This window comes from Vibrio sp. SCSIO 43133, assembly GCF_023716845.1.
Taxonomy (GTDB): Bacteria; Pseudomonadota; Gammaproteobacteria; order Enterobacterales; family Vibrionaceae; genus Vibrio; species Vibrio mediterranei.
Genome location: NZ_CP068025.1, coordinates 1,610,886 through 1,633,722 on the forward strand (window position 1 = coordinate 1,610,886; position 22,837 = coordinate 1,633,722).

Below are 22,837 nucleotides of genomic sequence, written 5' to 3' on the forward strand. Positions count from 1 at the left end.
AGTTACTTCCTAAATTGAACCTTACCTGCGGTAATGATTAAACCGTTTACGAACTGCGGAGAATCTTGGTAGTTCGCACGTTGTTTGTTGGTATCGTCTAGTTCAACAATGAGCGACTTTTTGTAGCCGTCAAAGTCCTGAATAATACCGTTGTATTCCAGCTCTCGATACAAGGCGAGCAGCTCCGTTTTGAGCATGCTTGGTGTCACGATGGCCTGACCGGGAGCAAATTTAGTTCCATCTTTCGCCAGCTTGTGTCGTGCGTATTTGCTGAGAATGCGTGAGCGTTGTTTCTGACGGAAATACATCGCCGTGGCAGGCGTCATCACATCGAGATAGCTGTTATCTGCAATACCAGCGGCGTTTTCTGTGTAGGCAGTGATAGGACGCTCAACCATCACTTCTTTTGCTGAGCTAACGGTGAAGGTACTAATACCTTCGTATAGCAACATATTGCGCTCTGCAAACGTCCATTCACTTGCAGCCTTTGAGTAAACGCCACTAAGCTTCAAAGTTTGCAAAGGTCGGCAAGGGTCAGTAGCAAGCGAAGGCGCAATTTGACCAACCCAAGCACCAATTGCAGCCGCATCACTGAGATCAGTGTTTGCTGAATCACAGAATTGATTGATAGGCATGAAGCTAATCAACGGGCAATTACTCACAGGGGCAAAGGTGACAAGTTCTGCGTGTGTGCCTTTTTTCGGAATGTAAGCTAAACCGGGGATCTGGTTCATTGCGTCATAACGTTCTTCAAGCAACTCACCTAACTCTCGAATGGTTGTTTCATCATTGAGTGAGCACATGATGTGGTTATATTGAACATCCCCCAACGCGGCTAGAGCACTAGTGATATCACCAGCGTCAACACTGACTGCGAAGATAGGCATAACTTCATCTTGTTTGCGGAAGTATTCCACCATTTCCACAATTTCAGAGGTTGCGCCATCTTTGCCGAAGTTCTCTGCTGCAATGGTTTCGTCCATACACAAAGTCACGGTATTTGGCCCAACTTTGGCACCTGCAATCGCATTACCAATGGCTAAGATGATTTGTTGTTCTTCTGCACTGTTCGCTAGGCTATTATCGATCTCGATAAAACAACCTGGTACGCGAATATTGCTAGGAACTTCGTTGAAGCTAATACTCATTATTTAGCATCCTTTTTGGTGGTCGTTTGTTTTGTCGAAGTGTCAACAACCGTGCAGTCACCATCGTTGACACGACGTAGCCAATAGGTGTTACGAGGTTTGCTTTCACCTGAAGTTTGTAAGGGCTCAAGCGTTTTAGGGTCTTTTACAGTGACGCCTTCTTTGGGCTTGATTGTGAATGTTGGTACTTTGGTTTTTTCCATTACGCTGCATCCTCTAGTGCAAAGTATTCCGCTGCCATTGCTAGTAGCTCTCGCTCTAGAGCTGGCGTCCAACCAATGAAGGTTCGCTTTGGCATCGTGTAATTTCGTTTAGTCAGTGTGCCGCCTTTCCAGCGACCAACCTTGCTATCAAAAAAGCCGTTTACTCGAGTAGTAAATGACACCTGTGAACCTTCGTTGTGCTCGCGTCCGATATCGCCAGCCACACCTTTAATCCCAACTTCAAAATTGTCTTCAGTCACAATGGTTCGCATTGAGCGACCAAAACCTAACAGCATGTTTTTGTTGTTGGCGGTATGTGCGCCTTCCAGACCTTCCCGAATTTTGACTTTCTTCCTTCGCGTTCGGCTTTGGTATGGGTTGTTATCAATATCTCGCTGAGCTCTTATTTGGGCTCGAAAGAATTGCCGTGCGCGATTCGCCATTCGTCTGTTCAGGTCGAATTTCTCAGACGCAGTAAGCACTAAGCTCTCAACAACTTGAGTTAATTGTTCGGGCGTTTTTAGTGTGAGTTCTGACATGGCAAGTCATTCTCGTGACCAACAAAGTGAACTAGTTCACCTAACTCATCTTCATCAACAGCGGCTTCAAACTGGTTATCACATCGGTATAGATCGCCGGCTTGTTTCCAATCGCCTTGTTCATCTTCGATCAGGCTGTACTCTTCTCGAATATCGAGCTTTAGCTTTATGTCGTAACGTCCTTTGTCGAGACGTTCGACAGCAAATGTCGGCATGGCTAAACCTTTCTCGCTTCGGTGTTGGTCATACTTATTTAGCCAACTGACAATGTGCATAAACAAATTGTCTGGATTGAGAGAGGCATTTTGTACAAAGATAATGGCGGTATATTCGACTTCAAAACCGTCAATTTCATCACCTTGAGTGCAAAAAATAGCGCCGTCTTCTGCCCATGAATCAAAGCCTTTGGCATCAACAATATGCGTCTTGAAAAGGTCTGTTAGGTTTTGCAAAGCTTTCATCACACCCTCTCAAAGCGGTAGGTTTCTTCACCATGAATGATCATGTCTACCGCTTGGCGGTACTGGACTTCACATTCTTCTTTCTTGTCTGTTAGGGCCTCTTGCCTTTCTGCCGCGTCTTTGGTGGCATCTCCGCTCATTTGTGTGCTGATTAGTTGTGCGGCGGTAAGCGCAAACACGGCTTGCTTGTAGAGCGTCTCGGCTGACTCTTCATCATCAAATCGTGCTTGCGATAACTCAGCTAAATTAGCAAAAGGTTCTAAGGTGTCTTTTAGCTCTGAATGAACTTTCACACGCGATACTTTTGCGTGGTGCAGAATGCCTGCCTCTGTCTCATTGCTTTGGAAATGGAACAGAGACTGAAACTCTGAAATTTTTAGGGCTGGATACTTGCCAGAAGCAGGTAGCTCAGAGTCGTATATCTCGTTTTTGTTTCCGACATAATCAGCCATGACTCAACCTTATTCAGTGGGATACGGGGGGGATGCAGGCAGCACTCGCGATTATCATTAAGTACATAAGCACACATGAAGCAGCGAGAGAGCCTGCATTTGTGGGGTGTTAGTTAATTAGTGCCAAGCGCCTTCAATCCATAGTCGGACATTCTTGAAGTCCACGGCAGCGGCCTTGCCTTTCTCTTCAATGACGTAAGCCATGTTCATAGACTCAAAGTTTTCGACTTGGTCTTTTTCATCGTTCTTCTTACCTAATGAACGGCGAATGGAATCTTTTTGAATGTAGATGGATAGGTTTTTGTAACTGGTTACCATGATGCCTGTAGAAGGGAAGCCCGGCACTTTTACGGCAGGTAGACCACCATATGTACCGATGACCTGAATTTCTTCTACCTTGCTTTTCTCGCTTGGAGTATTGCCATGTGCTTCGTAAAACTTAGCTTTGTCGTACCCAAGCAGGTCAGAGCCGATAATTGCAACTAGGTCAGCATCGTCTTCACAAGCTGAGTGAAGCAGCGTCTTCACGTTTAATACGGCTAAGTCAAGGTTGATAAAATCCCCCTTTTCTTTACCAGCAGAGCCGTCACCACCTTCGCCAATACGAATAACACCTGAGTCTTGAGTAATCTCTGAGATCAGTCGTCCTGCATTGTGTTCGCGCATGGCTTGGTACCAACCTTTATTGACATCTTCGCCGTTCGGGTTTGTTTCGCGATCAGTGGTTTTCTCTACACGTTCACCATACCAGCCGATGGTAATTTGGTTCGCTGATATTTGATCGCGAGTTTCGGCAGAAATGATTTGATTAAAACGAGGCTCGTGAGCCCAAGCGTCCATTTTTTCGTAACGGATTGCCGTATCAAAGTTAGTTTGCTCACATACGTATGGCATTGAGCCAGCTTGTGAATGGTCTTTTGGTGTGCGTTTGCCATCGCCTGACGTATCAGTGCGGCTAGCAATCATGCCATTGACGCTCAGACCAATAGATTCGCCTTTCTGGTTCTTAACCAGAATTACGTTGATTTTCTTCATGAACCAGTTGGAATCACGAAGTTGTGCAACGACCTTTTGAGCACCGTTGGGGGTCACATTGAACTTTTGAGTCGCATCGGTAATTTCGTTTTGCTCAGCGGCAGTTTTAAGGAATGCGGCAAGTTTAATTTCAGTATTTCTTTCCATTGTTCGGCCTAATAAAGTTGTTATCTTTTAAGCGATGATTATCTGTTTAGTTACAGATATGGAGTTTCTTCGCCATCGGAGCCAGCAGGCTTGCGATCATGCTCATCAGTCTGTTTGCTGAGCGTTTGTAACTGGTCTTTTAATTCACCTACTTGAGTTGATAGGTTTTCGACTTGACCTTTTAGTTCGGTGACTTCGTCGCCTTCTTCTGGCGGTGTTTCTTGGTCACCATCTTGTTTGCTTTGAGCAGAGAGGCAGGTAACAAGCTGACCTAGCTGATTGCTCAGTTCTTTGTTCTGCTCAATGCTTTGCTCAAGCAGCTCTTCGGTTTTTTTGCTCATTTCGTCGGGTTCCTGTTTTTGTGAGAGCTGCTCAGAATAGCCTTCGCCTTTGAGCCAGCTTTTGAATTGTTTGAATAGACCTTGCTCTGATTGTTCGGGGTTTTGCCCAGAAAGAGTGGAAAGATTGACCGTCTGCCCCGTTGAGACGTAGGTCTTATCCGCAGATTTATTAGATAACTGAATCTGTGTCGTACCCAGTGACGCGGGGTTGTCAGTAAGTGCGAGACCCGTTAGATAGGCTTTTCCGGTTTCACCAAAATCTTCTTGGTATTCAACTGAGGTGTGGAGTAATTGGCCGTTCTCGACAGTGCGAAGTAACATTGAATTGGGTTTGATTACTGCCCATAGCTCATCGTTGCGTTTTTCAGCTGACAGCACTGAGCCGTACTTCCAACTCCATTGAAAGTGTTCTTCATTAATTAAGGCGTTGTACTTCTTCGGATCATAAGTGTCAGCGATATCGTCAATAACCTGTTGAGGTACATTACGTCCGTCTACCGTTGGCCCCGCCTTTAAAATGCAAATTGGCTCAGACTTGAACATCATTTCTCTCCTAAATTCAATGATTCCAATCTAACCAATGCCTTTGTCTTTTTGTATTTGTGCTGTTTCTAAATGGTGAATATAGAAAGCGCACAAGCTGAGTAATTTAGGGGGCTATAGCACTATGCCAACATGGATACGAATGTTATTAGCGGTGCGCTATACACCACAGACCAAACGAGAGCGTTGGAATTGTTTTTGCGTCAACGAAAGCCGCCTGAAATTGCGGAGCAAGTTGGTGTGGCTACTCGCACGGTTCAGAAATGGATAACTCAGTTTGATTGGAAAAAGCTGAGGGACGATGCACCCGTTGAATTAATGCTAAGGCAGCGTATTGCTTACTTGATGTGGGTTGACCATAAGCTCGAATGCCAAGAGCGCGAGCTGAAGATGCTGCTAGAGCAGCACTATAAAAACCAGAAATCAGAAGAGCGCTCTCGACCAGCTAGTTCTAGCGGCGGTGAGAATAAGCGAGGACGTAAATCAAATAAGGTTAAAAATGATATTTCCGGTATCACCAAAGAGATGTTGGATGAATACCGTGAAAAGACCTTCTTTGCCTACCAGAAAGAAATTCATGAGCACAAGCAAAATGATGAGATCAACGAGATTCGCTTTTATCTTAAATCTCGCCAAATTGGTTTGTCGTTCTATTTTGCATGGGAAGCGTTTGAAGATGCAGTGCTTAGCGGAGATAACCAGGTGTTTATTTCTGCGTCCAAGAAGCAGGCGTACATCTTTAAAAATTACATTCGCAAGTTTGCTCTTGAGATTGCTGGCATTGATTTAAAAGGGAAAGACGACATTGAATTAAGCAATGGCGCTAATCTTATTTTCTGTTCAACCAATGTTTCATCTTCTCAGGGCTTTAACGGTCATATGTATTGGGATGAGGTCTTCTGGATTCCTCGCTTTGGGGCACTTGATGACTATGCAGGTGGTATGTCGATTCAGGCTCAGTACCGTACAACCTACATATCAACCCCTTCTACTATGGCGCATGAGGCTTACCCAAAATGGTCTGGTAAGAAAGAAGACAATATTGACCTAAGCCATAAAGCACTGAAAGACGGTGCGCTTGGCCCCGACTACATCTTCCGTCAAATGATCACGGTTGATGATGCCATTGCCAAAGGTGGTGACAAGCTCTTCAACATGGAGAAGCTTAAGCGTAAGTATCCGGTTAAAGAGGTGTTCGACAACCTGCTTCGCTGTAAATTCTTGGATGATAGCGCCTCGTTCTTTGCGCTCAAGGCGTTGTTGGCTTGCAAGACAGATACTGACTTGTGGCAGGACGTAGACCACGATAAAGCGAGACCAGTTGGTAATGCAGAGGTTTTGGTTGGTTATGATCCAAGAGGTGGCGGCACTGGTGAAGGTTCGGATGATGCAGGTTTAGTGGTTGCACTGAAGCCCAAAACCAAAGGCGGCGTGTTTCGGGCTATTGAGAAACTTCGCTTGAAAGGTTCGAGTTATGAACAACAAGCTGAAACCATTCGAAGCATTACCGAAAAGTACAACGTGGTTTATTTAGCGATGGACACTGGCGGCGTGGGCTCGGCGGTAGCAGAGTTGGTACGTAAGTTTTACCCGGCTTTGGTTGAGTTGAACTATTCACCAGAGATGAAGCGCATGATGGCATATAAAGCGCGAGAGATTATCAATAATGGGCGCTTCTTGTTTGATGATGATTGGGATGACCTAGTGCATTCCTTCTTGATGATTCGCCAGCAAACCACCGATAAAAGTGGACAAGTCACCTTTGTTTCCAATCGTAGCAAGATAGGTTCGCATGCTGATTTAGCATGGGCCTCGATGCACGTTCTAGCGTGGGAACCAATAGATGTTAATGCAGATAACGATACAAGCGTAACGTTCTTCTAATAACTGGAGAGAGCAAGTGATTGAGATTGAATTTTCTAAACCTGTAAGTGTGATGAATAGCGATATTCTGAGCTATTTAGAAGTAGCGTTAATTGACGGCTTATTTGAGCCGCCAATACCGCTTGATACTTTGGCTAAGGCCTTGCGTGTGAACCCCATGCATGCCAGCGCAATAGAATTCAAACGTAATACGTTGATTTTAGCTATTGCGTTGAGTGGGTTGTTATCTCGCCAAGATGCAAAGCGATTTATTCAAGACTACTTAACGTTTGGTAATGGCTACCTGCAAGTTATACGCAGTTTCCGTGGGCTAGGTGAGCCTGTTAAGTTGAAGCATTTGCCCGCGCTCTATATGCGTAGGCGTGAAGATTTAGGCTGGACATACAAACCACGCGCTTATGATGACGAAGGACGTATTGACTATAAACATGGGCAAGTATTTCACTTGGGTGACTATGATATTGCTCAAGAGCTTTACGGCTTGCCAAGTCATGTGAGCGGCCTTACCTCTATCTGGCTAAATGAAGATGCCACTTTGTTTCGTCGTCAGTATTTTCGTAATGGTAATCACGCTGGCTATTTATTGTATATGAATGAGCCAACAATGACCAAAAAGCAGGAAGACGAGATCAAGAAACAGCTTCAGGCACAAGAAGGCATGGCATTCAAGAACCTGTTTGTTAATGCGAAAGGTAAAGATACCAAAGCACCGGAATTAAAAGCGATAGGGCAGGTTGAAGCGAAAGATGCGTTTAAAGATGTGAAAAATCAGACCATGACGGATGTATTGGCGCTTCATCGAGTGCCTATCGAGTTAATGAGTGTTCGCCGCGAGAGTATTACGTCGCTCGATCTCAGTAAGGTTGATTGGTTGTTTCACAAGAATGAGCTTTTGCCGCTGATTGATATGATGCAAGAGTTGAATGAATTTACGGGGCAAAAGGTTATTACCCCGAATGAGTACATGCGTTTAGATGTGGCTTAGTATCGAGTATAGATAGATTCGTCTTTACTGCAGCGAGGGGTTGAGTTGTGCTTTTATCCATGTTTGTAGCGATAGCAGTTGTTGTGCATTTTCAGCACAGGTTTGCAGGTTCGCTACATCTTCGGCTAGGACTTCGGCGTCTCGTTCGTAACCTGTAGTGGTTTCGGTGGTACCATCAGAGACGGTGGTGGGTTGCTGAATACCGATTGCTCGATTATGCGCTCGCACTGATTCGGTGCGGATGTGCATCCAGTCAGGATCATTAACAACGCACTGCTTATCACTGTTCTTTTGAGCATACTTGATCACCTTTTTTTCTATCTCTCGAAACTCAATTCGAATATCAGGCTTTTGGTTAGCCAGTTTTACGGCTAATTGAAAAGCCTCGTCTTGTTTCTGTTCTACTTTGTCCCATAAGGCGTTTTGCGCTTTTTGGGCTTTAGCTTCTGTAGTCGTAACGCCGTAGTCGTAAGAAAGGTAAGCGACACTACAAAGAACGGCGGTAAAGGCAACGGCTTTAAACAGAGTTAGATACTTACTTAACATGGTTACTCTCCTTGCCAACCGTTTAGACAAACGTCTTGCTCTTTACTTCGGCGTTTAGGAATACCGGCACAGTTGCTTTTTTCTAGTCGGCAATCTTTACCATTCACAAACACCCACCGCGGATACTCATTACAAGCACCAATGCGATCACCTCGGTTAAATTTTCTCAGCAATGTAGAGCGTGCGAAGTTACCTGCACCAAGGTTATAAACAAAGCTCACCATCATGTCATACTCGCCTTGGTTTGGTGTTTGGGTGATACGCTTGTTAACTATACGTTCAGCGGCAGAGACGCTTTCAACAAAGCTTTCAGCGGCTTGCTTTTCGGTAATATGTGTATCCTTGGTCACGCCGTTGGTATGACCTAGGCCGACAGTCCAAACATTCGCGCTACATTGGTAGGATTTAAGGCGACAACCTTCTTCGTTAGCGATATGGCGTAAACCACTTTCACTGACGTTTAGCTCTGAGTCGATAGTAAATGCAATGGCAAGAACTGAAGTGACGGAGCACACCACCGCCTGTATTGCTTTGGTTTTTAGGCTCATGCTACGCCATCCTCTTGTGAGTTCAGTTTGTCTAATTTGGCTTGATTTAGTTTGGTGGCAACGGCATAGTGGCGAATAGCCATGACGCCCGAAACGATACCTACGAAGATTGCGATAAGCTGCGCTATATCATTCACACCAAAGCTGATTAGGGTTGCACTAACAGACGTTAGAGTTTTCTTTAATCCAGCAATGTCTAGCAAAGAAACAACTAACGCTTTTACCTCTGTTTGATTCATTGATTTTTCTCTCGTAACTAGTGATTAGCGCCCCACAAAACCAGTGTATAGCGCTGCGGTTTAAAGGGTACTTATGGCATTTCTAGTGCGGAGATATAGAAGTTTGGGAAGGCAGAAAGAACAAACCCAGCAGCTAGGCTGGGCTTTCTAGTTAATTGGCTAGGTTTGAAAGAGTGGGTCGCTCGCCAAAGGGAAAGTTTTCGGAATCAGGGTAGTCACTTAGAATTTTTCTATCTTCTAGAAGTAGTAAAAAATCCGCATCAGATGCGATTGGTGATGTTCGGAGTTCTATTGGGTAGTTTTGGTCTTTTTCGTATTGGTCGATACGATTGATAACTTTGTCGAGTTCAATGGCTCGCCAGTTTTTTTCTTCCGCGATCTTAAATGGTCGATGACGCTCAATATCGTATTGCCAGCTAGTATTATCATTTACCCATGAATCATACTTTTCAGGCTCTAGTAGCGTGTGCGTATTCGGTATTTCACCGATTGACTCTATGATGTAATCATCAACATCAGGGTTATCTCTATCCTTGGCAAAAGCTAACTTTTCCCTATGATCAATAATCTGTCTCCATTGTTTGTTTACCCACTTAACTGCATAGCCTTCAACCGCTAGCGGAGGCGGCTCAAACGTGTGGTTGGTCGGCAGTTCAAAGTTGTAATCTGCGATGATTAACTCTTGGCCGTATTCATCATAATACGCTTTACCTATTTGAATTTCGTAAACTGTCCAGCCCGTTTCTTCTGAATACAGTACTGTTTGAGTGTTAACATCAAACTTAGGTGGCGCTTGTTTAATTGCACCTTCAGGATAATCACCTTCAGGTTCTCCAATGATGAATGGTTGCCCGTGTTTATCCCAATACTGCTCAAACGTCATGTTTTTAATTTCTTCTGACCAAGTATCGGTGTCTCGGTCATATCGAGCAATCATGCTATCTTGTGACGGTGTGTAGATGTTCTGCGTGAATTCTTTGCCAAGCGCTGTGTTCTTTACAACGTGCTCTTGCGTGTTCTCTAGCCACCAACCATCTAGTGTTATCTTTGAGACATTCACGGTCATTGATTTAGTGAAAAACTTTGTCATTACGCCATCCTTACAATCCAATTCACTTTTCGGTGATCAATGGTATTTTTAAGTGCGCCAAATAGCGCAATCACCACCGCGTGAGCATGAGAGCCAATGGCGACACTATGCACATGATCCCCAGCAGACTCTGTTTGCACGTTTCGAGCCCCCTTAGTTGATGCAGAATCACCAAAATAAGGCCCATCTCCAGACGCATTTCCATCATGTTTAGCGTTGTGTTTATGTGCGCCTTTATTGTTTGAGTTTTTACTTCCGAGATTTGTAGATGATACTGTAGAGTTTGGGTGACCATGCTCTTTGACTTGACCTGCTGCAAAGGCACCGACTGTTTCACCATCCTCTTTGCCAATCACGCCACACCCACGCATGTCGGGAATAATTCCGTTCGTAAATACCTTAGCAAGTTCAGTGTTTACATCCATATCAAATGCTTGGTCTTTCATAATGGCAAAACCATCGGGTGCAATGTCCGTCATCCACGGGATGGGCGCACCGACAGGAAGGATTTTTGCGGCCAGTTTTAGCCACAAGTTGCTGACTAGTTTGTCGATGATATGGGGAACGCCTAATGCATAGGCCAATTTTTTAACCGTCAAGAATGAGTGGTCGTCGGTTCCTTCTTCAACTTGCTCATTAGTTGTGATTTTTGCAATACCTGCTCGGTCTTCTGTTGCGCTATAAGGATTAAGCACTTCCACAGTGATATTTTCAATTGTGGAAGCGGCTAAGTTTAATTCACATGCTTCGGTCACAGCTGAATCTTGTTGTTTATAAGTAATGACATCACCATCTCTACTATCGACCGCGAATAGAGTGCCATCATCTAACCAGTATCCTAACTCTTTACCTTCAAAGGTTTCGCTTCCATCCCACGTAGTTTCAAAATGAAGTTGACCAAGTGCTGTTACTTCACCACGAGTGATTGCTTTGCGTTGAACTTCGTTACGTAAGTTCGTTTGGTCTTTGTTAGGTATATAGCCTTCAGTGCCTATACTGATTTCTGCAATTTTGTAACTGATACCAAGTTCGCCAGCTCTAATTGAAGCCGCGATACCCGCATCGGTAATCAATAAACTCATCGTGTGACCTCGTATTTATGCAGGTTTCTAATGTGTCGATAATTTGCCATCTGGTGATGAACTCTGAACTTTGAGTGATAAATCCAAGCAATTTCGGTATGCGGTAATCTGTATTTCTCAAATGCTTGCCAAGCTTGAGCGCTGTGATGACGAAATTCGTCATACAATGAGCCGTAAATAAGGTTTGGCTCTTGCACGTCATCAAATACCCGCCCACTTTGTTGACCTACTGTGTTGTTTAAAAGAGCCTGATAGTCTGAAATCCTCCAGCCAAACCCTTGCTCCTCAAAATCTGTTAATAGTGATAATTCAATATCGTCATGGGTTTTCTTAAAGTCTTTCGCTATACCGTTAATGGTATTGGTCAGCTCTGCGTTCTCGGTGTCTTGCCAGTATTCGCCTTGAGGAAGCAGTCCACGGTAAGCATCAGCAAAATCACCTTCGCTGTACTCAATGATTAAGTCGGAGGTGTCCATGTGACGGCTCCTAGTACATGAATCTGATTATTTTCGATAGCCACTTCGCCCACGGGTGCTTTGACAATAAAGTTATTGGTCACCGTTGAAATCACTAACACAATTTCGGTGTTGGTGATGGATTCAGGCTTTTGGGTGTTTGGGTCTATCTTGCCCATTTTCCCTTTGACAAAGTTTTCAAGGGCCGTGACCACATCATCACGAATCGCTAGGTCTTCAATGCCTTGAATCTCTATAGCGAGCGGCGCTTTTTCTGGGAGATGAGCAAACGGATGGCAACCAGCGAGTCGGTTAGTTTCGAAGGTCTCTTGAACAAGGTTTACCACTTCACCGCTTAACGTTGGGTCGTTCTCACGTGCGCCAATGTAGACCTCTACCATGCCGCGCTCTGGTGTGTTATCGAGTGCCCAAGCAAAATCAACATCAGAGTGAGCCGACACTGCCCACACTTCGTAATCTTCTGACTTGCCGATCAGCTCGTTCTTCTCGAATGCCACGATTACTCGCGCTCGCCAGTGCTCTAGCTCTTCGATATCTGCACCACCTTCAATACCAAGCGATAGGATATTATTAGGGTCGATACCGCTTAGCCCTTCGGTTAGGGTGAGTTTAGCGCCGTTTGGTAAATTGCTTGTTGTCCCTGACTCCAGTGCAATGACGTCTACAGGCACATTGCTGTACTGCTCCTTAGTGGTTTCGTACTCTTTATCACCGTAGATTAGGCGAGTACCTTTGGCGATCACCACGGTTCCACCTAGCTCAGTAAACTGCACTGTACCTTTCGCAAAAGTAGGCAGCAGTCGTGGTGTATTGTGGCGATTAGCATGCAGGTATAGCCACGCTTCAGAGCAGGTTTCAGGGTGTAATTGTCTGAAAAGCAAATCTTGATAGCCATATTGCCCGTAGCTGACGCCAGCAATGGCAGAAGCTATCGCTTTGGTGGCTGGGTTGCTTTGCCCTGTTGCTGCTGTCAGGTTGGCTTCAGCACGAGCGATTAAGCTCTCAAGGCTCACTTGTGTACTCATTTATCTACCTTCGATAGTGGAATATCAAATGTGGAGCCGTCAGTCAGTGTTATCATGACATTACGGCCCATTTGATTTGGCTTCTCTCTCCAAACGGTGACTTCAACGGCTTTGGCGTGACCTTGTTGAATTAACCAGGCGAGAGCTTCTTCATAAAAGCGTTTAGCAAGCCTTAAGGTTTCGTCAGTCAATTTGGCTCGTTTGAGAGTCCAATCACGAGAGCCAACAATCTCTATTAGTTCACCGCTCCAAGTACCGCCGCGCTCATTGTTGTCCATTCTGGCGCGGTCATTCTTAGTTGACTCTGCGTAGTTATAGACGCTTTGCAGCACCGCATGAGTCATACCGTCTTTGGAATCCACAGACTCTATCAGTGCGTTCAATTTAAAATGGCTCATGCTTTGTTTGGCCCTTCTGTAGTCTTGGTCGTGTTGTCGTCTTCATAATCATGGTCGTGCGTTTCGACTTTGACGCCGCCGAACGTACCAGACTGACCACCGACAGAGCCTGCAACTTCTGCATTCTTCGCCACGCTCAGGTTGCCGCCTATTTCTACATCTTTAGAAAACGTGGTTTTGTCAGCGATAACGTTCACTAATGGCGCTTTGATAGAGACTTCATTCGCTGCTACTACATCGACCTTACCTTTGGTCGCATAAACCTTAATTCCTTCTTCGGTTTGATGGATTAAGTTGCCCTTGTCATCGAGCATGGCGACCTCACCGGGCTTTAAGTCGATTTGGTAGCGCTCATCTTCAACATTGACGGTAATCCCACGTGCAGTGACACCGCCGATAAACAGATTGTAAGCCCTGGCTTCTGGTAGTGGTCGGCTCATAAAGCCGTAGTTGTGGACGCGCTTAATTCGGTCATTGGTGCGGCCTGTTGCCGTTCTGATTTGCAACATGCCCGTGGTTGCACCTGTCACTGTTCCTGTTCCGATCACGTTCTTGATGCGAGCCATTAACCGCTGTTGTTGCTGACGTTGAGCACTAGACATGACTTTGCTCCTTAAACGGTCTGACCAACTCAACGGAAGTGCTCGCGGAGCTTTCGGATACCGATAGGCCAAGAGACTTGATCACCAGCATTTCGCTAAAACCCTGCTCTTTGTCGATCACTCGAATTACTCGGTTTAATCCATCAATCGCAAGCTGAGGAAATATATCTGCGACAGACGTTGAAGCGGTCAGGCTTTCTGCTATGGCTAAGTTGCGTTCATATTTGGCACGAGATAAACACGCTGCACTGTTTTGCAGTTGGTCACAAGTGATCACCATAGTGCGCGAGCTATCAATGCTAGGGTTAGTGACTTGAGCGCTGGCATCGTCCCACTGACCCTGCACATCAATGGTATGAAACTGCTTATTGAAGGCGCGTTTTATCTTTAAGCTGTCTATGTTGTTGCCTGTTTCAAGGCCAACATTGTTAATCGTTGCATGCGCTGTGTTCTCAATAGTCAGTACACCATTTCTCTCGATGAGCATGTAGCCTTGTTCACGGATGAGCTGAGCAACATTTTCAACCGGAGACTCGGCGTTAATCTGAAACTCTTCAATCTTCGGCATGCCTTTAACGAGGCTCTTTACCCCTAAACCAAATGGCTTAGCCAGCTTTCTAAGCAGCTCTTCAACATTGAGGTTGTAAAGCGCATCCATAGTGATGCGCGAGTCAATCATGTTGGCGCTCTTGGAACGTCCTACTATTGGCATAGTTAAAGAGCTTGCACCTGTCTCGTTTTCTGCCTCATCTATCTGACCGATTAAGATGGATTGGCCATTGAGGAAGAACTCTACCGACAACGGGTGCTCAATCTTCATTGGTTCAATCGAGCAGCTAAATGTGTGGGCCAATTGCTCTGTTGAGTAGTTCAAGTTGGCTTGGTAGAAAGTATGCTGCTTTCCTTCAATGTACATCGTGAGTTGATTCATCGTGCATCCCTCACCGCGATATCACCACGGATAAACAAAGGGTGCTGAAGTGCATTCATTTTGGTAATAACGTTTTCATTGGTGTACTCGTCATGGGCAATGGTTAACGCTGACTTAAAGTGAGGTGATTGCACAGTTCTGTGCGCTTTGGTTCCCTCTGCTACTTTGTCGTGCTGAGTTTGCACATTGCTTTTTAGTGAGGTGAGGGCGTCATAGAGCTTTATGCTTTCTTGCGTAGAGACTTGAGTGGTTTCCTTAATGCGGTCATCAACGTTGACAATTAGCGTTGAGAGATCACTTTGAATAATCTCTGGTTGCTTTTGGGTTAGGGTGATCTCGAAGCTGTCATTGGCTTCTAGGTCAGTCACGTCTTTACTCATCTTCACCGCGCCCGTCACCATCTGTACATTGTGGTGTTTGGTTGGGCTATCGGTTTTTACTTCGCCAAGCATCAAAGCTTGAGCACTGCGTGAGTTATCGATGGCTTCACTCTCGGAAACGGGCTCTGATTGAACACCTTCAGACACCGTATCGACAGCGCTAGAAAACAGGTCTGCAAACTCGGCAGGGTTAGTGCTCAAACTGCTCACGGCTGAGAAGGCTTTATTTATCGCTAGGTTAATATCTTGCTGCGAATCATCGGCTAGATTCAGGCGGTTAGTAATATCAACCAACACATTGAGCGCATTGGTTGCGTTGTTTTGTACTTCGTTGATTTGAGACACATCCAGCCCTTCAACCTCTTCAACAAATGATTGCTTGGACAGGCTTTCTACTATGTCAGCTTGTGCCTTGGTGCGTACTGTTGTCGGTGCAGTGATGGAAGGCGAAGTACCAGAGCGCACGAACTTAAGACTTAATGTTACTAGACCTTTCTTCGTGCTGAAGCTTAGCGAGTGGTCTTCAAAGACTAGCGGTAGTTCACCTAACCAAGGGTGTTCAAGCTCTCCTTGTGGGTTCGCTTCAAGGTTATCAATGAGTGCATTCGCATCTGCAAGTGAGCTCGCACCCACGAACACAACTTCAAAGGTGAAGGCTCGGGCTTTCGTGCCCATGACTTTTATGTGTGGTAAGTCAGCGTATGGGATTTCACTTACTTGCAGACGCTTACCACCATCAAAGGAGGTAGACAGGATATTGAGCTTAAGCCCATTCCATCTAGCGTGCTCGTGTTGTCGTTCCCACATGAGAAAACCCACCAATAGAAGAAAAAAAGGAAATAGGCAGCGATTGGAGATTTTAGGACTGGTTCGGGCGCTCAGCGCTCGTTCGGACTCACCCCTCCCTCCACACCAAAATTCCACACTGCAATTTTGCGATCCTAAAAGTGATCGTTTTTCGATAGGGTTAGTAAAGCACAGCCCGCGATATATCTACATCGTGGGCTGTTTTAAATGGGAAATTTAGAGATCGTTGGAGATCGTTTTTATGCGTTCGGACTACTAGTAATTGAATGGTTTTTAAACCACTATATCCAGATAGATAAACTTACAAAATCGTTTGGTAGGTTTTTCTTTATATTTGCATGAGCGATAGCTACGCCAACACTTGTTAGTCTCAAGCGTCTTAGTGATGTCTTATCCCAAACTCGTGAGAGCTTTTTCATAAATGGCACTAATTCTAGAATCAAATCCTTGAACTCTGTTACAGATATTGTTGCATGCATTGAGTCAAACAATTTCTTGAGTTCCGCGTGCTTGCTTGCTGGGAGGAGGTAGTCCGGAAGTTCTGTTAAGATAGTTTCAAACTCGGATTTGGTATTTACTACTGGCTTGAATTTCAGTCCGTTATCCAAAGAAGTATCAAATAGTGCAAAGGTTACGGCTGGATGTAAATCTAATTTATTCAGCTCTACGATATCATTACCGCTATGGAATGCTAGAGAATACTGACTGTGTAGAATTTTAAAAAGGTTTCGTTCTCCAGGTGCAATGGAAGCACATCTGGTGTATTCAAGGTGTTGATAACATGAATCTTCTACTGTTAGTTCGTCGACAAATGGCTGTATATGATCCGTCATGTAACGTTCTAATGCAGCTCTACTTGTAATTTGAGTGCCATGTGAATATGCAATAGAAAAAACCACAGATAGAGCACTAAGTTGAGCTGGAGCTAATTTCGGGGCAGTTTCAAGAGATTCATTTAATACTATTTGCAATAGACTTCTCCCTTTTTCTTTACTCCGATCGACGAGGAGATCGACCAATAGTTCCCCAAGGTCTCGATCGCCACTTCTGGCGTATTCTTTCTGAACAGTGAATAGTGCGTGTTGAAAGTCTGGGTCTGTTGCTTTAGAAAAACCTGAAGGGTGTTTAGCTTGAAGTTTTTCAATGACTAGGTCAGATATCTCTTCTGCTCGGGAATTTGCAATAGATTGCGCTTGTCCTTGAAGTTGATAAAAATTCGCTTTAAATACGTCCAGAGCAATCTCGCGAGTTTCAGTCACACTTGGCCCTTGATTCAGAATCACTTGACCTACCTGAGTGTTATTGGAACCCAGACCGCCAGATTGAACTAGTTCGTTTCCATTACTCATTTTATTTATCCTTCGGCTGATTGATATTAATTGAGCCTATTTGAGTATTTTTCGAAAATGCGCCACCTTGTTGCCTTTGATTTGGGTTTGAGTTGCAGTTATTTTTTTTCCATAGTAGTCGTCCTATGAGAGAGAAAAGCAGTAGGCCGGCACCACTAAAAAGCCACATATAGTTTTTTTCGGTGATTAACCAATTTATTACAGAGTCCATGAGTTCCGCCTAATTATACGATGTAGGGTTTGGGTTATTGTTTGGGGTTAGATATATGCTTTAGCATAGAGTTGTTCTATCTGCTTGTGCGTTACATTAGCCAAGGCTATCGAGCAAACAACTAGTCTGCTGATCTCATCCTTGAAAGGCCACTCTATATAGCTTTCTAAGTTGTCGGAAGCGTTGTCCGTGACCAAATGATCGATAATATTTAATAGTTCTCGGTACTTAGTGCAAAGTTCAGGGTTTACATCTAGTGGGAATGATGTGTGAGCTAGCTTTGACTTCTCTACTTGCAGTACATTATTAGCTTTGTCAAGAATAGACATCAGTCTTGAATACTCATTTACATACACTGTTAACCTGCCATCATCACACCAAGCGCGTTTCCAGATATTTTCCCAGTCATCGGGACTCACACGTTTTGATAATTGATAGCAAGCAAAACGGAAGGCTGGTGCGGACGATATATCTTCTGAGGTTAAAGGAGTGCCAAATGTGGTTTCAAATCTTTCATATTTGCCATCGGCTTTATTCAAAAGTTCCATATATTCAGCGTCGTTCATTTCTTCAATACCTTCTTTCAGAACTGAAAATATCGCGCTACTTGGGTATGGTCCCCAGTTTTTTGCTCGCATACTATAAGCTGATAATGTATCGCAGGAATCTGAAATAACATGTCGTAGAGGCTTCGGATTTACGCCTCCTAGCTTTCTATTATCGTAACGTTCTATTTCAGAAGACCAATCACTACTTAACCTATAACTTAGCTCTTTAAGCTGTTTAGTCTCTCTGTATAGTTCGGTTACAGTTTCAAAATACTTTGATGAAGCTGCATTGTGATGCGTTGCTATTGCTGTCATTTTTGCGATTGAATTTGAACGTTTACTGACTTGCATGGAAACTATTGCAGCGTATGCAGCGGCCATTGTTGCAAATGCTGACATTATTGAAGGTGCAACATCAAACCAATTGATATTTGCTAGGACTTCTTTCATAAGATAGTTTTATTGCTTAACAGTCGTTGTATAATCTTATGAAACTAAAGCTTATGCAATTTGGTTGTTAAAAATATCCATCTGTCTCACATCTTCCTTGCACAACTCAGGTTGTAGTTCTGGATCAGGTGGTAATCCCACGGTATCAATGATCCCTTCAACAGACGTTAGTGTGTGAAAGCGAACCCCGCAGTTAAAGTTCATACATTGCCAATAGGCTTTTCGTGTTTCGTTCGTCATCTCTTGAGAGGTAACGATTCGGGTTTTGCAACCGCACTTGGGGCATGGCATTAGCACTGATTTACTCCTTTATCTCTTACACTCTCATACTTACCTTGCTTGCGAGGTATAGGTAATGAGCTGGTTTCAATTGGTTGAACTGGGCCACTTGAGGAAGTGTCCCGGTTAATGAACTCCTCCCACTCTGGATCGGAGCGGTTTAGTTCCTGTTCCAAGAAGAAGTTATCTATGATTTTTTGGCTTTTGAGTGGAATTCTACAGTTATTGCCACTGGACCAAGGGCGGTCGCTCCCGCTCCCTTCAGAAGCCTCCGACAAGTCGGAGGCTTTCTTAACTAATTTCCACTCTGTCTCACGGGTAAACACCACTAAACCAGAGCCCTCAAGCCCATCCGTAGCCGTGACAATCTCACCGTATTTGTTGTCACGTTCTCTCTTGAGCAACTTGATTGGACGCATTGAAGCACTTAAACGATGACCACCCATATAATCCATGTAAGCAGAAAAGAAACCGTTATCTGCTGCTCTTCTTGCTTTCTCGAACAAACAAAACTCTTGCTCTTCATCAATGCGGCGAAGCTCACGCCAAATAGTGACAGGTGGAGTGCGCTGAAATTGAAACTGACGAAAACAGAAAGTTCGTGACCAAGCTGTCACGTTCTTTACAGTGTCTTGTAGTTTCGCTCTTTTGTTGTCGGTATCAGTTAAGCCTTCAAGGGCGTGACCATCTACGTTTTTGGAAATGTATTTCGCTAGATAAGCAACAGCACCGCCAGAGTCCTTATCAATAAATTTCGCATCAAAGCGAGCTTTCATTGCTTTGGCTTTAGGCGTGCCGTCTTCAAAAAATAGGTCTTGCTTCTCACGAAATTGATAAGCTTGTAGACCACCAATAAAAGCTTTGACTTGTTCCAGCGGCATAAAAAACACCCCGTGCCAGTGCGGTGTTCCATCTTGGTGAGGCTCAACAACTCTCATTCCGTAGTAGGTTAGGTTACGGTAGTCTGCCCAAGCCCGAAACAATTCCCATCCTTTGCTTAACCATGCGTGAGCGTCTTTAGGTGCACTGCTGTCAAAGTTTGAGTTCTCAATCCAATATTTTCCATGCTTCTTCAAACGATGAAAGCGACTAGGAGCGGTCAAAGTAATGAATACAGCAATGTGATTATTACTTTCTGCATACTCTTGACATCCCGCAATACGAGTCATCAACTCATGACGGCGGTTAGCAGGGTTACTTTGTGAAGAATCAACAACAGTTTGTAGATCTACGGTATCGCCGTTTTCTGACTCGATAGCCATAAGCTCTATCCACTCACGCTGTCTATCTTGTCGAATTGTGAGCCACTCACATGCAGAGATCGAAGCATAAGGTGAGGTATGTGGTGACACCATTCCTGCTGCACGTCGGGCATTTTCAAACGCAGCAACGACAAGTCGACCAACGGCTCTGCGCCAGAAGCTTTCATCCATTAGGCGTACCATCATAGAGTAAGCTTGGTTGTTATCTTCTACATGAGCGAACTGAGGTAGCCACAGAGAAGCTCCAACAAACTCATTAATGAACTTGATGGTCTCTAAAGGGGTTAATCCTTTTTCAGCAGCAAGACGAATACGGTTGCCGCATCGACCTGCCAACTCAATGGCTAACTTAGCTCGCTTAATTTCACTATCTACCTTCCACCAAGGTTCAGGAACGACACTAAATGCCGCAGCTACCGCACTGCTGCGCTTTTCGATAAAGTTGATAGCACGCTTAAAACCGTATTTCCTAAGCCGAGCAGCAGACGCTTTATCAATATAGTTTCGAATATCGAATGGCAACTTGAGCTTGTTAGCAGTGCTCGAAGCAAACTCGAAAACACGTTCACGTGGTGATGGTTCATCCTTGTAGACGAATTGACGCGACTCGTGATCAAAGTGCGAAACCTTACTGTAAGTGTCCTTGTTTTGTAGATACGTCATCAGCTCCCGATGCAAGTTGCTTGGGAGCCGATTAAGTGGATTATTAAGATTGACGTTATGCTGTTTCATTTACTTTTTTTGCTACGGTTCTGTTAGGGAGTTGATTGGCAGAAACTCTAAGCTTTTCGCGCCAGCCTCTTTTAGGTTCAATAACCTCTTTTGGCTCGGGCTGTGTTCTGCGTTTTAGTCCGTGTTTCTTCCGTAACTTTTCCAATAAATACAGCCCTCTCTGGCATTGGTTGTCATCTAGTGGTTCTTTTGCCATTCCTGCCATATCAGGACAGGGTAAAAAGCTTGGGTGTTCGGTTGCGACCTCTCCGGTGTAAGGGGAAATAGCAGGTGTGTAGCTAACATCATCAGTAAACATATAACCTCCCGCGACTTATGTTTCTCACACGGCTTCTAGCTCATGTGCATCTAAAACCAAATAACCGCCAGCACCTTCACCTTGGCTCAAAACACCACGCAGCAAGTGATTGCACTCCAGTTGAGCGCAAGCTTGCTTGACTGCATCGTCAAGGTTCTCAAAATCACCTAATTCGGTGACTTCAGGCTCAAACGTTTTAGCGTGGCGCTTCATAGCGCCATCACCGAATAATCGAAGAGCGAAATATTTCATTACAGCACCTCCTAAACCTTGCTCAAGCGATGGAGAGCGACCCCTGCTTGGTAGTGAACATCACGCCAAAGCCGAATCATGCTGCTTTGCATATGTTCTGCACCCAAAACAGGGTTCTTTTGATATTTGCCTATATTGATGGTTGCTATATTTTGCAGATGCAGTGCTTCTTCGATGGTTTTGATTTGAATCCTGATGGTTTCCATAATTACACCCCTGTAGATAGTTAAGAAAGGCCCGGTAAAGGCGCACCGCTAGCGATGAAATCGACCCCCATTGCAAAGAATGGTTGAGCACTGCCGGTGCGGCTTTCTAGGTTATTGATAAGCAGCATTAGGTTGCTAATGCTTGCCTGTGCTGTTTCGATAATTGAGCTTTTTGTGGTGCGAGGGAGCGTTCTTTTGCCAGCGTTATCAAGTGCCAGTTGTGAAAGCTCTCCTGCGAGAATTGAGTTGTTCAGAGCTCGTTTAATGAAGCTCTCAGCCTCGCTACCTCGTGGAATATGAGCGGTAACGAGGTCAAGCTTGCGCAGCACAACTTCTAAAATCACGTAATCGTTCGTGGTTTTAGAAATTGCCATCATCTCTGGTAAGGAGAGAACATGTGGTTGCTCGGTATTGAGCTTATTGCGTAGCATGTTTGCCCTTAATCCGCAGGCGTTGGCTATCTCTGTTAGCTCATTGCGGTGACGTTGGCGAAACAAGCTGCATGCCTCGTTGTACTCATGTTGTACATCCGCTAAAAAGACGCACATTGTTTGGTTTGCTTCCATATCAGATACTCTCTACAACGCTTAAGGGTTGAGTTAGCCGAGCTGTTCTATAGCTTCACGAGCGGCCATTTCCGTCATCGCCACCATATTGATTAGCGTTTTTTCTCTAGGTTTGGTCTTGGGTTTGATGATGATGCGACCTTCATCAATAAACTGCTTTACGGTGCCTTCTGCTAGGCCAGTTAAAGTGCAGTAGTGCGCTACCGTGACATACGGACAGGCGATGGTGGTCATTAGTGGTTGGTTCATAGTGTTCACCCCAATACGCTTAGAACGCAGCAAAGAAATGCTTGTTTTCTGGTTTAACCGAATCCTCAATAGCGTGTTGCCACATTGCAGCCATATTGATGTAGTGCTTGCCCTTGCTACCCTCGCGTTCAATCACCGGAAGCTTGCCGTCACGGATCATGTTGCGAATAGAGTTTTCAGAGACGTTCCAACGACTCGCCAGTTCGTTGGTAGGGAGGTAAGCACAATCAGGTTGAATAGAAATTTGCATCGCTAGCTTCTCCAATAGGTCAGGTTGGTGGTGGAACTCTTTACACAAACGGATGCGTGAAAGGGTGACCATATTGACGAAGTGCTTTTTCTCACAGCGAATAGCCGCTTTCATAGGGAGCTTTCCCGATTCGATGAGTCGTACAGCATCAACCAAATCAAGATGTTGACGGCGCGCATACTCTTCGAAAGGTAAGTAAGGCGCATCTAGTTTAATAGGTAGCGTCATGGTATCTTTCCATACATAACTGTACATAAAAGTGCATCATTGCTTGGTAGGCGTGGATAATTGCTCTTTTCATGTATTAACGTGTGTGTTTGTGT

The 22,837-nt window shown here is 44.7% G+C and carries 30 protein-coding genes; 2 read left to right on the forward strand and 28 right to left on the reverse strand.

Annotation, left to right across the window (positions count from 1 at the left end; all coding sequences use genetic code 11):
• Positions 1 to 2: 2 nt before the first annotated feature.
• The 7 genes from JKJ11_RS24045 to JKJ11_RS24075 form a co-directional block, all read right to left on the reverse strand.
• Positions 3 to 1,148 (reverse strand): phage tail sheath subtilisin-like domain-containing protein, encoded by a 1,146-nt coding sequence (locus JKJ11_RS24045; protein WP_252039414.1) that lies wholly within the window; start codon positions 1,146 to 1,148, stop codon positions 3 to 5.
• Positions 1,148 to 1,351 (reverse strand): DUF2635 domain-containing protein, encoded by a 204-nt coding sequence (locus tag JKJ11_RS24050; RefSeq protein ID WP_252039416.1) that lies wholly within the window; start codon positions 1,349 to 1,351, stop codon positions 1,148 to 1,150. Before JKJ11_RS24050 ends, JKJ11_RS24045 begins: the two co-directional genes overlap by 1 nt.
• Complete coding sequence (locus JKJ11_RS24055) at positions 1,351 to 1,890, reverse strand: phage virion morphogenesis family protein (protein ID WP_171349330.1); 540 nt, start codon at positions 1,888 to 1,890, stop codon at positions 1,351 to 1,353. The genes JKJ11_RS24050 and JKJ11_RS24055 overlap by 1 nt, the downstream gene beginning before the upstream one ends.
• Positions 1,872 to 2,351 (reverse strand): phage tail protein, encoded by a 480-nt coding sequence (locus JKJ11_RS24060; RefSeq protein ID WP_252039417.1) that lies wholly within the window; start codon positions 2,349 to 2,351, stop codon positions 1,872 to 1,874. Before JKJ11_RS24060 ends, JKJ11_RS24055 begins: the two co-directional genes overlap by 19 nt.
• Complete coding sequence (locus tag JKJ11_RS24065; protein ID WP_252039419.1) at positions 2,351 to 2,803, reverse strand: head completion/stabilization protein; 453 nt, start codon at positions 2,801 to 2,803, stop codon at positions 2,351 to 2,353. The genes JKJ11_RS24060 and JKJ11_RS24065 overlap by 1 nt, the downstream gene beginning before the upstream one ends.
• 117 nt (positions 2,804 to 2,920) lie before the next feature.
• Complete coding sequence (locus JKJ11_RS24070) at positions 2,921 to 3,985, reverse strand: phage major capsid protein, P2 family (protein WP_252039421.1); 1,065 nt, start codon at positions 3,983 to 3,985, stop codon at positions 2,921 to 2,923.
• Between the two features lie 50 nt (positions 3,986 to 4,035).
• Positions 4,036 to 4,869, reverse strand: a complete 834-nt coding sequence (locus JKJ11_RS24075) for a GPO family capsid scaffolding protein (RefSeq protein WP_252040000.1) — start codon at positions 4,867 to 4,869, stop codon at positions 4,036 to 4,038.
• 132 nt (positions 4,870 to 5,001) lie between these two features.
• On the opposite strand from JKJ11_RS24075, the gene JKJ11_RS24080 reads away from it, so the two are divergent.
• On the forward strand, positions 5,002 to 6,753 hold the full coding sequence (locus tag JKJ11_RS24080; protein WP_252039422.1) for a terminase large subunit domain-containing protein: 1,752 nt from the start codon (positions 5,002 to 5,004) through the stop codon (positions 6,751 to 6,753).
• Positions 6,754 to 6,769: 16 nt separating this feature from the next.
• The gene (locus JKJ11_RS24085; protein ID WP_252039424.1) at positions 6,770 to 7,738 is read left to right on the forward strand and encodes a phage portal protein; all 969 of its coding nucleotides are present in this window, start codon (positions 6,770 to 6,772) and stop codon (positions 7,736 to 7,738) included.
• 24 nt (positions 7,739 to 7,762) lie between these two features.
• On the opposite strand, the gene JKJ11_RS24090 is transcribed toward JKJ11_RS24085, so the two are convergent.
• From JKJ11_RS24090 to JKJ11_RS24190, 21 genes are all read right to left on the reverse strand, one after another.
• The gene (locus JKJ11_RS24090) at positions 7,763 to 8,284 is read right to left on the reverse strand and encodes a hypothetical protein (protein ID WP_252039426.1); all 522 of its coding nucleotides are present in this window, start codon (positions 8,282 to 8,284) and stop codon (positions 7,763 to 7,765) included.
• 2 nt (positions 8,285 to 8,286) lie between these two features.
• A complete protein-coding gene (locus JKJ11_RS24095; RefSeq protein WP_252039427.1) occupies positions 8,287 to 8,832 on the reverse strand; it encodes a lysozyme in 546 nt (181 codons plus the stop codon).
• Positions 8,829 to 9,071, reverse strand: a complete 243-nt coding sequence (locus JKJ11_RS24100) for a hypothetical protein (protein ID WP_252039428.1) — start codon at positions 9,069 to 9,071, stop codon at positions 8,829 to 8,831. Before JKJ11_RS24100 ends, JKJ11_RS24095 begins: the two co-directional genes overlap by 4 nt.
• A gap of 151 nt (positions 9,072 to 9,222) precedes the next feature.
• A complete protein-coding gene (locus JKJ11_RS24105) occupies positions 9,223 to 10,161 on the reverse strand; it encodes a hypothetical protein (RefSeq protein ID WP_252039429.1) in 939 nt (312 codons plus the stop codon).
• Entirely contained in the window at positions 10,161 to 11,243 is a 1,083-nt protein-coding gene (locus JKJ11_RS24110; protein WP_252039430.1) for a phage tail protein, read from the reverse strand. Before JKJ11_RS24110 ends, JKJ11_RS24105 begins: the two co-directional genes overlap by 1 nt.
• Positions 11,240 to 11,719, reverse strand: a complete 480-nt coding sequence (locus JKJ11_RS24115) for a hypothetical protein (protein ID WP_252039431.1) — start codon at positions 11,717 to 11,719, stop codon at positions 11,240 to 11,242. The genes JKJ11_RS24110 and JKJ11_RS24115 overlap by 4 nt, the downstream gene beginning before the upstream one ends.
• The gene (locus tag JKJ11_RS24120; protein WP_252039432.1) at positions 11,701 to 12,744 is read right to left on the reverse strand and encodes a baseplate J/gp47 family protein; all 1,044 of its coding nucleotides are present in this window, start codon (positions 12,742 to 12,744) and stop codon (positions 11,701 to 11,703) included. Before JKJ11_RS24120 ends, JKJ11_RS24115 begins: the two co-directional genes overlap by 19 nt.
• On the reverse strand, positions 12,741 to 13,142 hold the full coding sequence (locus JKJ11_RS24125; protein WP_252039433.1) for a phage GP46 family protein: 402 nt from the start codon (positions 13,140 to 13,142) through the stop codon (positions 12,741 to 12,743). The genes JKJ11_RS24120 and JKJ11_RS24125 overlap by 4 nt, the downstream gene beginning before the upstream one ends.
• Positions 13,139 to 13,744: a phage baseplate assembly protein domain-containing protein gene (locus tag JKJ11_RS24130; protein WP_252039434.1), complete on the reverse strand. Its 606-nt coding sequence runs from the start codon at positions 13,742 to 13,744 to the stop codon at positions 13,139 to 13,141. Before JKJ11_RS24130 ends, JKJ11_RS24125 begins: the two co-directional genes overlap by 4 nt.
• On the reverse strand, positions 13,737 to 14,675 hold the full coding sequence (locus JKJ11_RS24135; RefSeq protein WP_252039435.1) for a phage tail protein: 939 nt from the start codon (positions 14,673 to 14,675) through the stop codon (positions 13,737 to 13,739). The genes JKJ11_RS24130 and JKJ11_RS24135 overlap by 8 nt, the downstream gene beginning before the upstream one ends.
• On the reverse strand, positions 14,672 to 15,862 hold the full coding sequence (locus tag JKJ11_RS24140; RefSeq protein ID WP_252039436.1) for a DNA circularization N-terminal domain-containing protein: 1,191 nt from the start codon (positions 15,860 to 15,862) through the stop codon (positions 14,672 to 14,674). Before JKJ11_RS24140 ends, JKJ11_RS24135 begins: the two co-directional genes overlap by 4 nt.
• Before the next feature lie 281 nt (positions 15,863 to 16,143).
• Positions 16,144 to 17,211, reverse strand: coding sequence for an LPO_1073/Vpar_1526 family protein (locus JKJ11_RS24145; protein ID WP_252039437.1), 1,068 nt, complete (start codon positions 17,209 to 17,211; stop codon positions 16,144 to 16,146).
• 258 nt (positions 17,212 to 17,469) lie between these two features.
• Positions 17,470 to 18,420, reverse strand: coding sequence for a hypothetical protein (locus JKJ11_RS24150; protein ID WP_252039438.1), 951 nt, complete (start codon positions 18,418 to 18,420; stop codon positions 17,470 to 17,472).
• A gap of 51 nt (positions 18,421 to 18,471) precedes the next feature.
• Positions 18,472 to 18,717, reverse strand: a complete 246-nt coding sequence (locus tag JKJ11_RS24155; RefSeq protein ID WP_252039439.1) for an ogr/Delta-like zinc finger family protein — start codon at positions 18,715 to 18,717, stop codon at positions 18,472 to 18,474.
• The gene (locus JKJ11_RS24160) at positions 18,711 to 20,693 is read right to left on the reverse strand and encodes a replication endonuclease (RefSeq protein ID WP_252039440.1); all 1,983 of its coding nucleotides are present in this window, start codon (positions 20,691 to 20,693) and stop codon (positions 18,711 to 18,713) included. The genes JKJ11_RS24155 and JKJ11_RS24160 overlap by 7 nt, the downstream gene beginning before the upstream one ends.
• Positions 20,680 to 20,991, reverse strand: coding sequence for a hypothetical protein (locus JKJ11_RS24165; RefSeq protein WP_252039441.1), 312 nt, complete (start codon positions 20,989 to 20,991; stop codon positions 20,680 to 20,682). The genes JKJ11_RS24160 and JKJ11_RS24165 overlap by 14 nt, the downstream gene beginning before the upstream one ends.
• Before the next feature lie 24 nt (positions 20,992 to 21,015).
• Complete coding sequence (locus JKJ11_RS24170; protein ID WP_063604709.1) at positions 21,016 to 21,243, reverse strand: hypothetical protein; 228 nt, start codon at positions 21,241 to 21,243, stop codon at positions 21,016 to 21,018.
• A gap of 11 nt (positions 21,244 to 21,254) precedes the next feature.
• Complete coding sequence (locus JKJ11_RS24175; RefSeq protein ID WP_252039442.1) at positions 21,255 to 21,449, reverse strand: hypothetical protein; 195 nt, start codon at positions 21,447 to 21,449, stop codon at positions 21,255 to 21,257.
• 20 nt (positions 21,450 to 21,469) lie between these two features.
• Positions 21,470 to 22,015 carry a phage regulatory CII family protein gene (locus JKJ11_RS24180; protein WP_252039443.1) on the reverse strand — a complete coding sequence of 182 codons (546 nt, stop codon included), beginning with the start codon at positions 22,013 to 22,015 and terminating at the stop codon, positions 21,470 to 21,472.
• A gap of 33 nt (positions 22,016 to 22,048) precedes the next feature.
• Positions 22,049 to 22,264 carry a hypothetical protein gene (locus tag JKJ11_RS24185; protein ID WP_252039444.1) on the reverse strand — a complete coding sequence of 72 codons (216 nt, stop codon included), beginning with the start codon at positions 22,262 to 22,264 and terminating at the stop codon, positions 22,049 to 22,051.
• A 19-nt stretch (positions 22,265 to 22,283) separates the two neighbouring features.
• Positions 22,284 to 22,742, reverse strand: coding sequence for a helix-turn-helix domain-containing protein (locus tag JKJ11_RS24190; protein WP_252039445.1), 459 nt, complete (start codon positions 22,740 to 22,742; stop codon positions 22,284 to 22,286).
• Between the last annotated feature and the right edge of the window lie 95 nt (positions 22,743 to 22,837).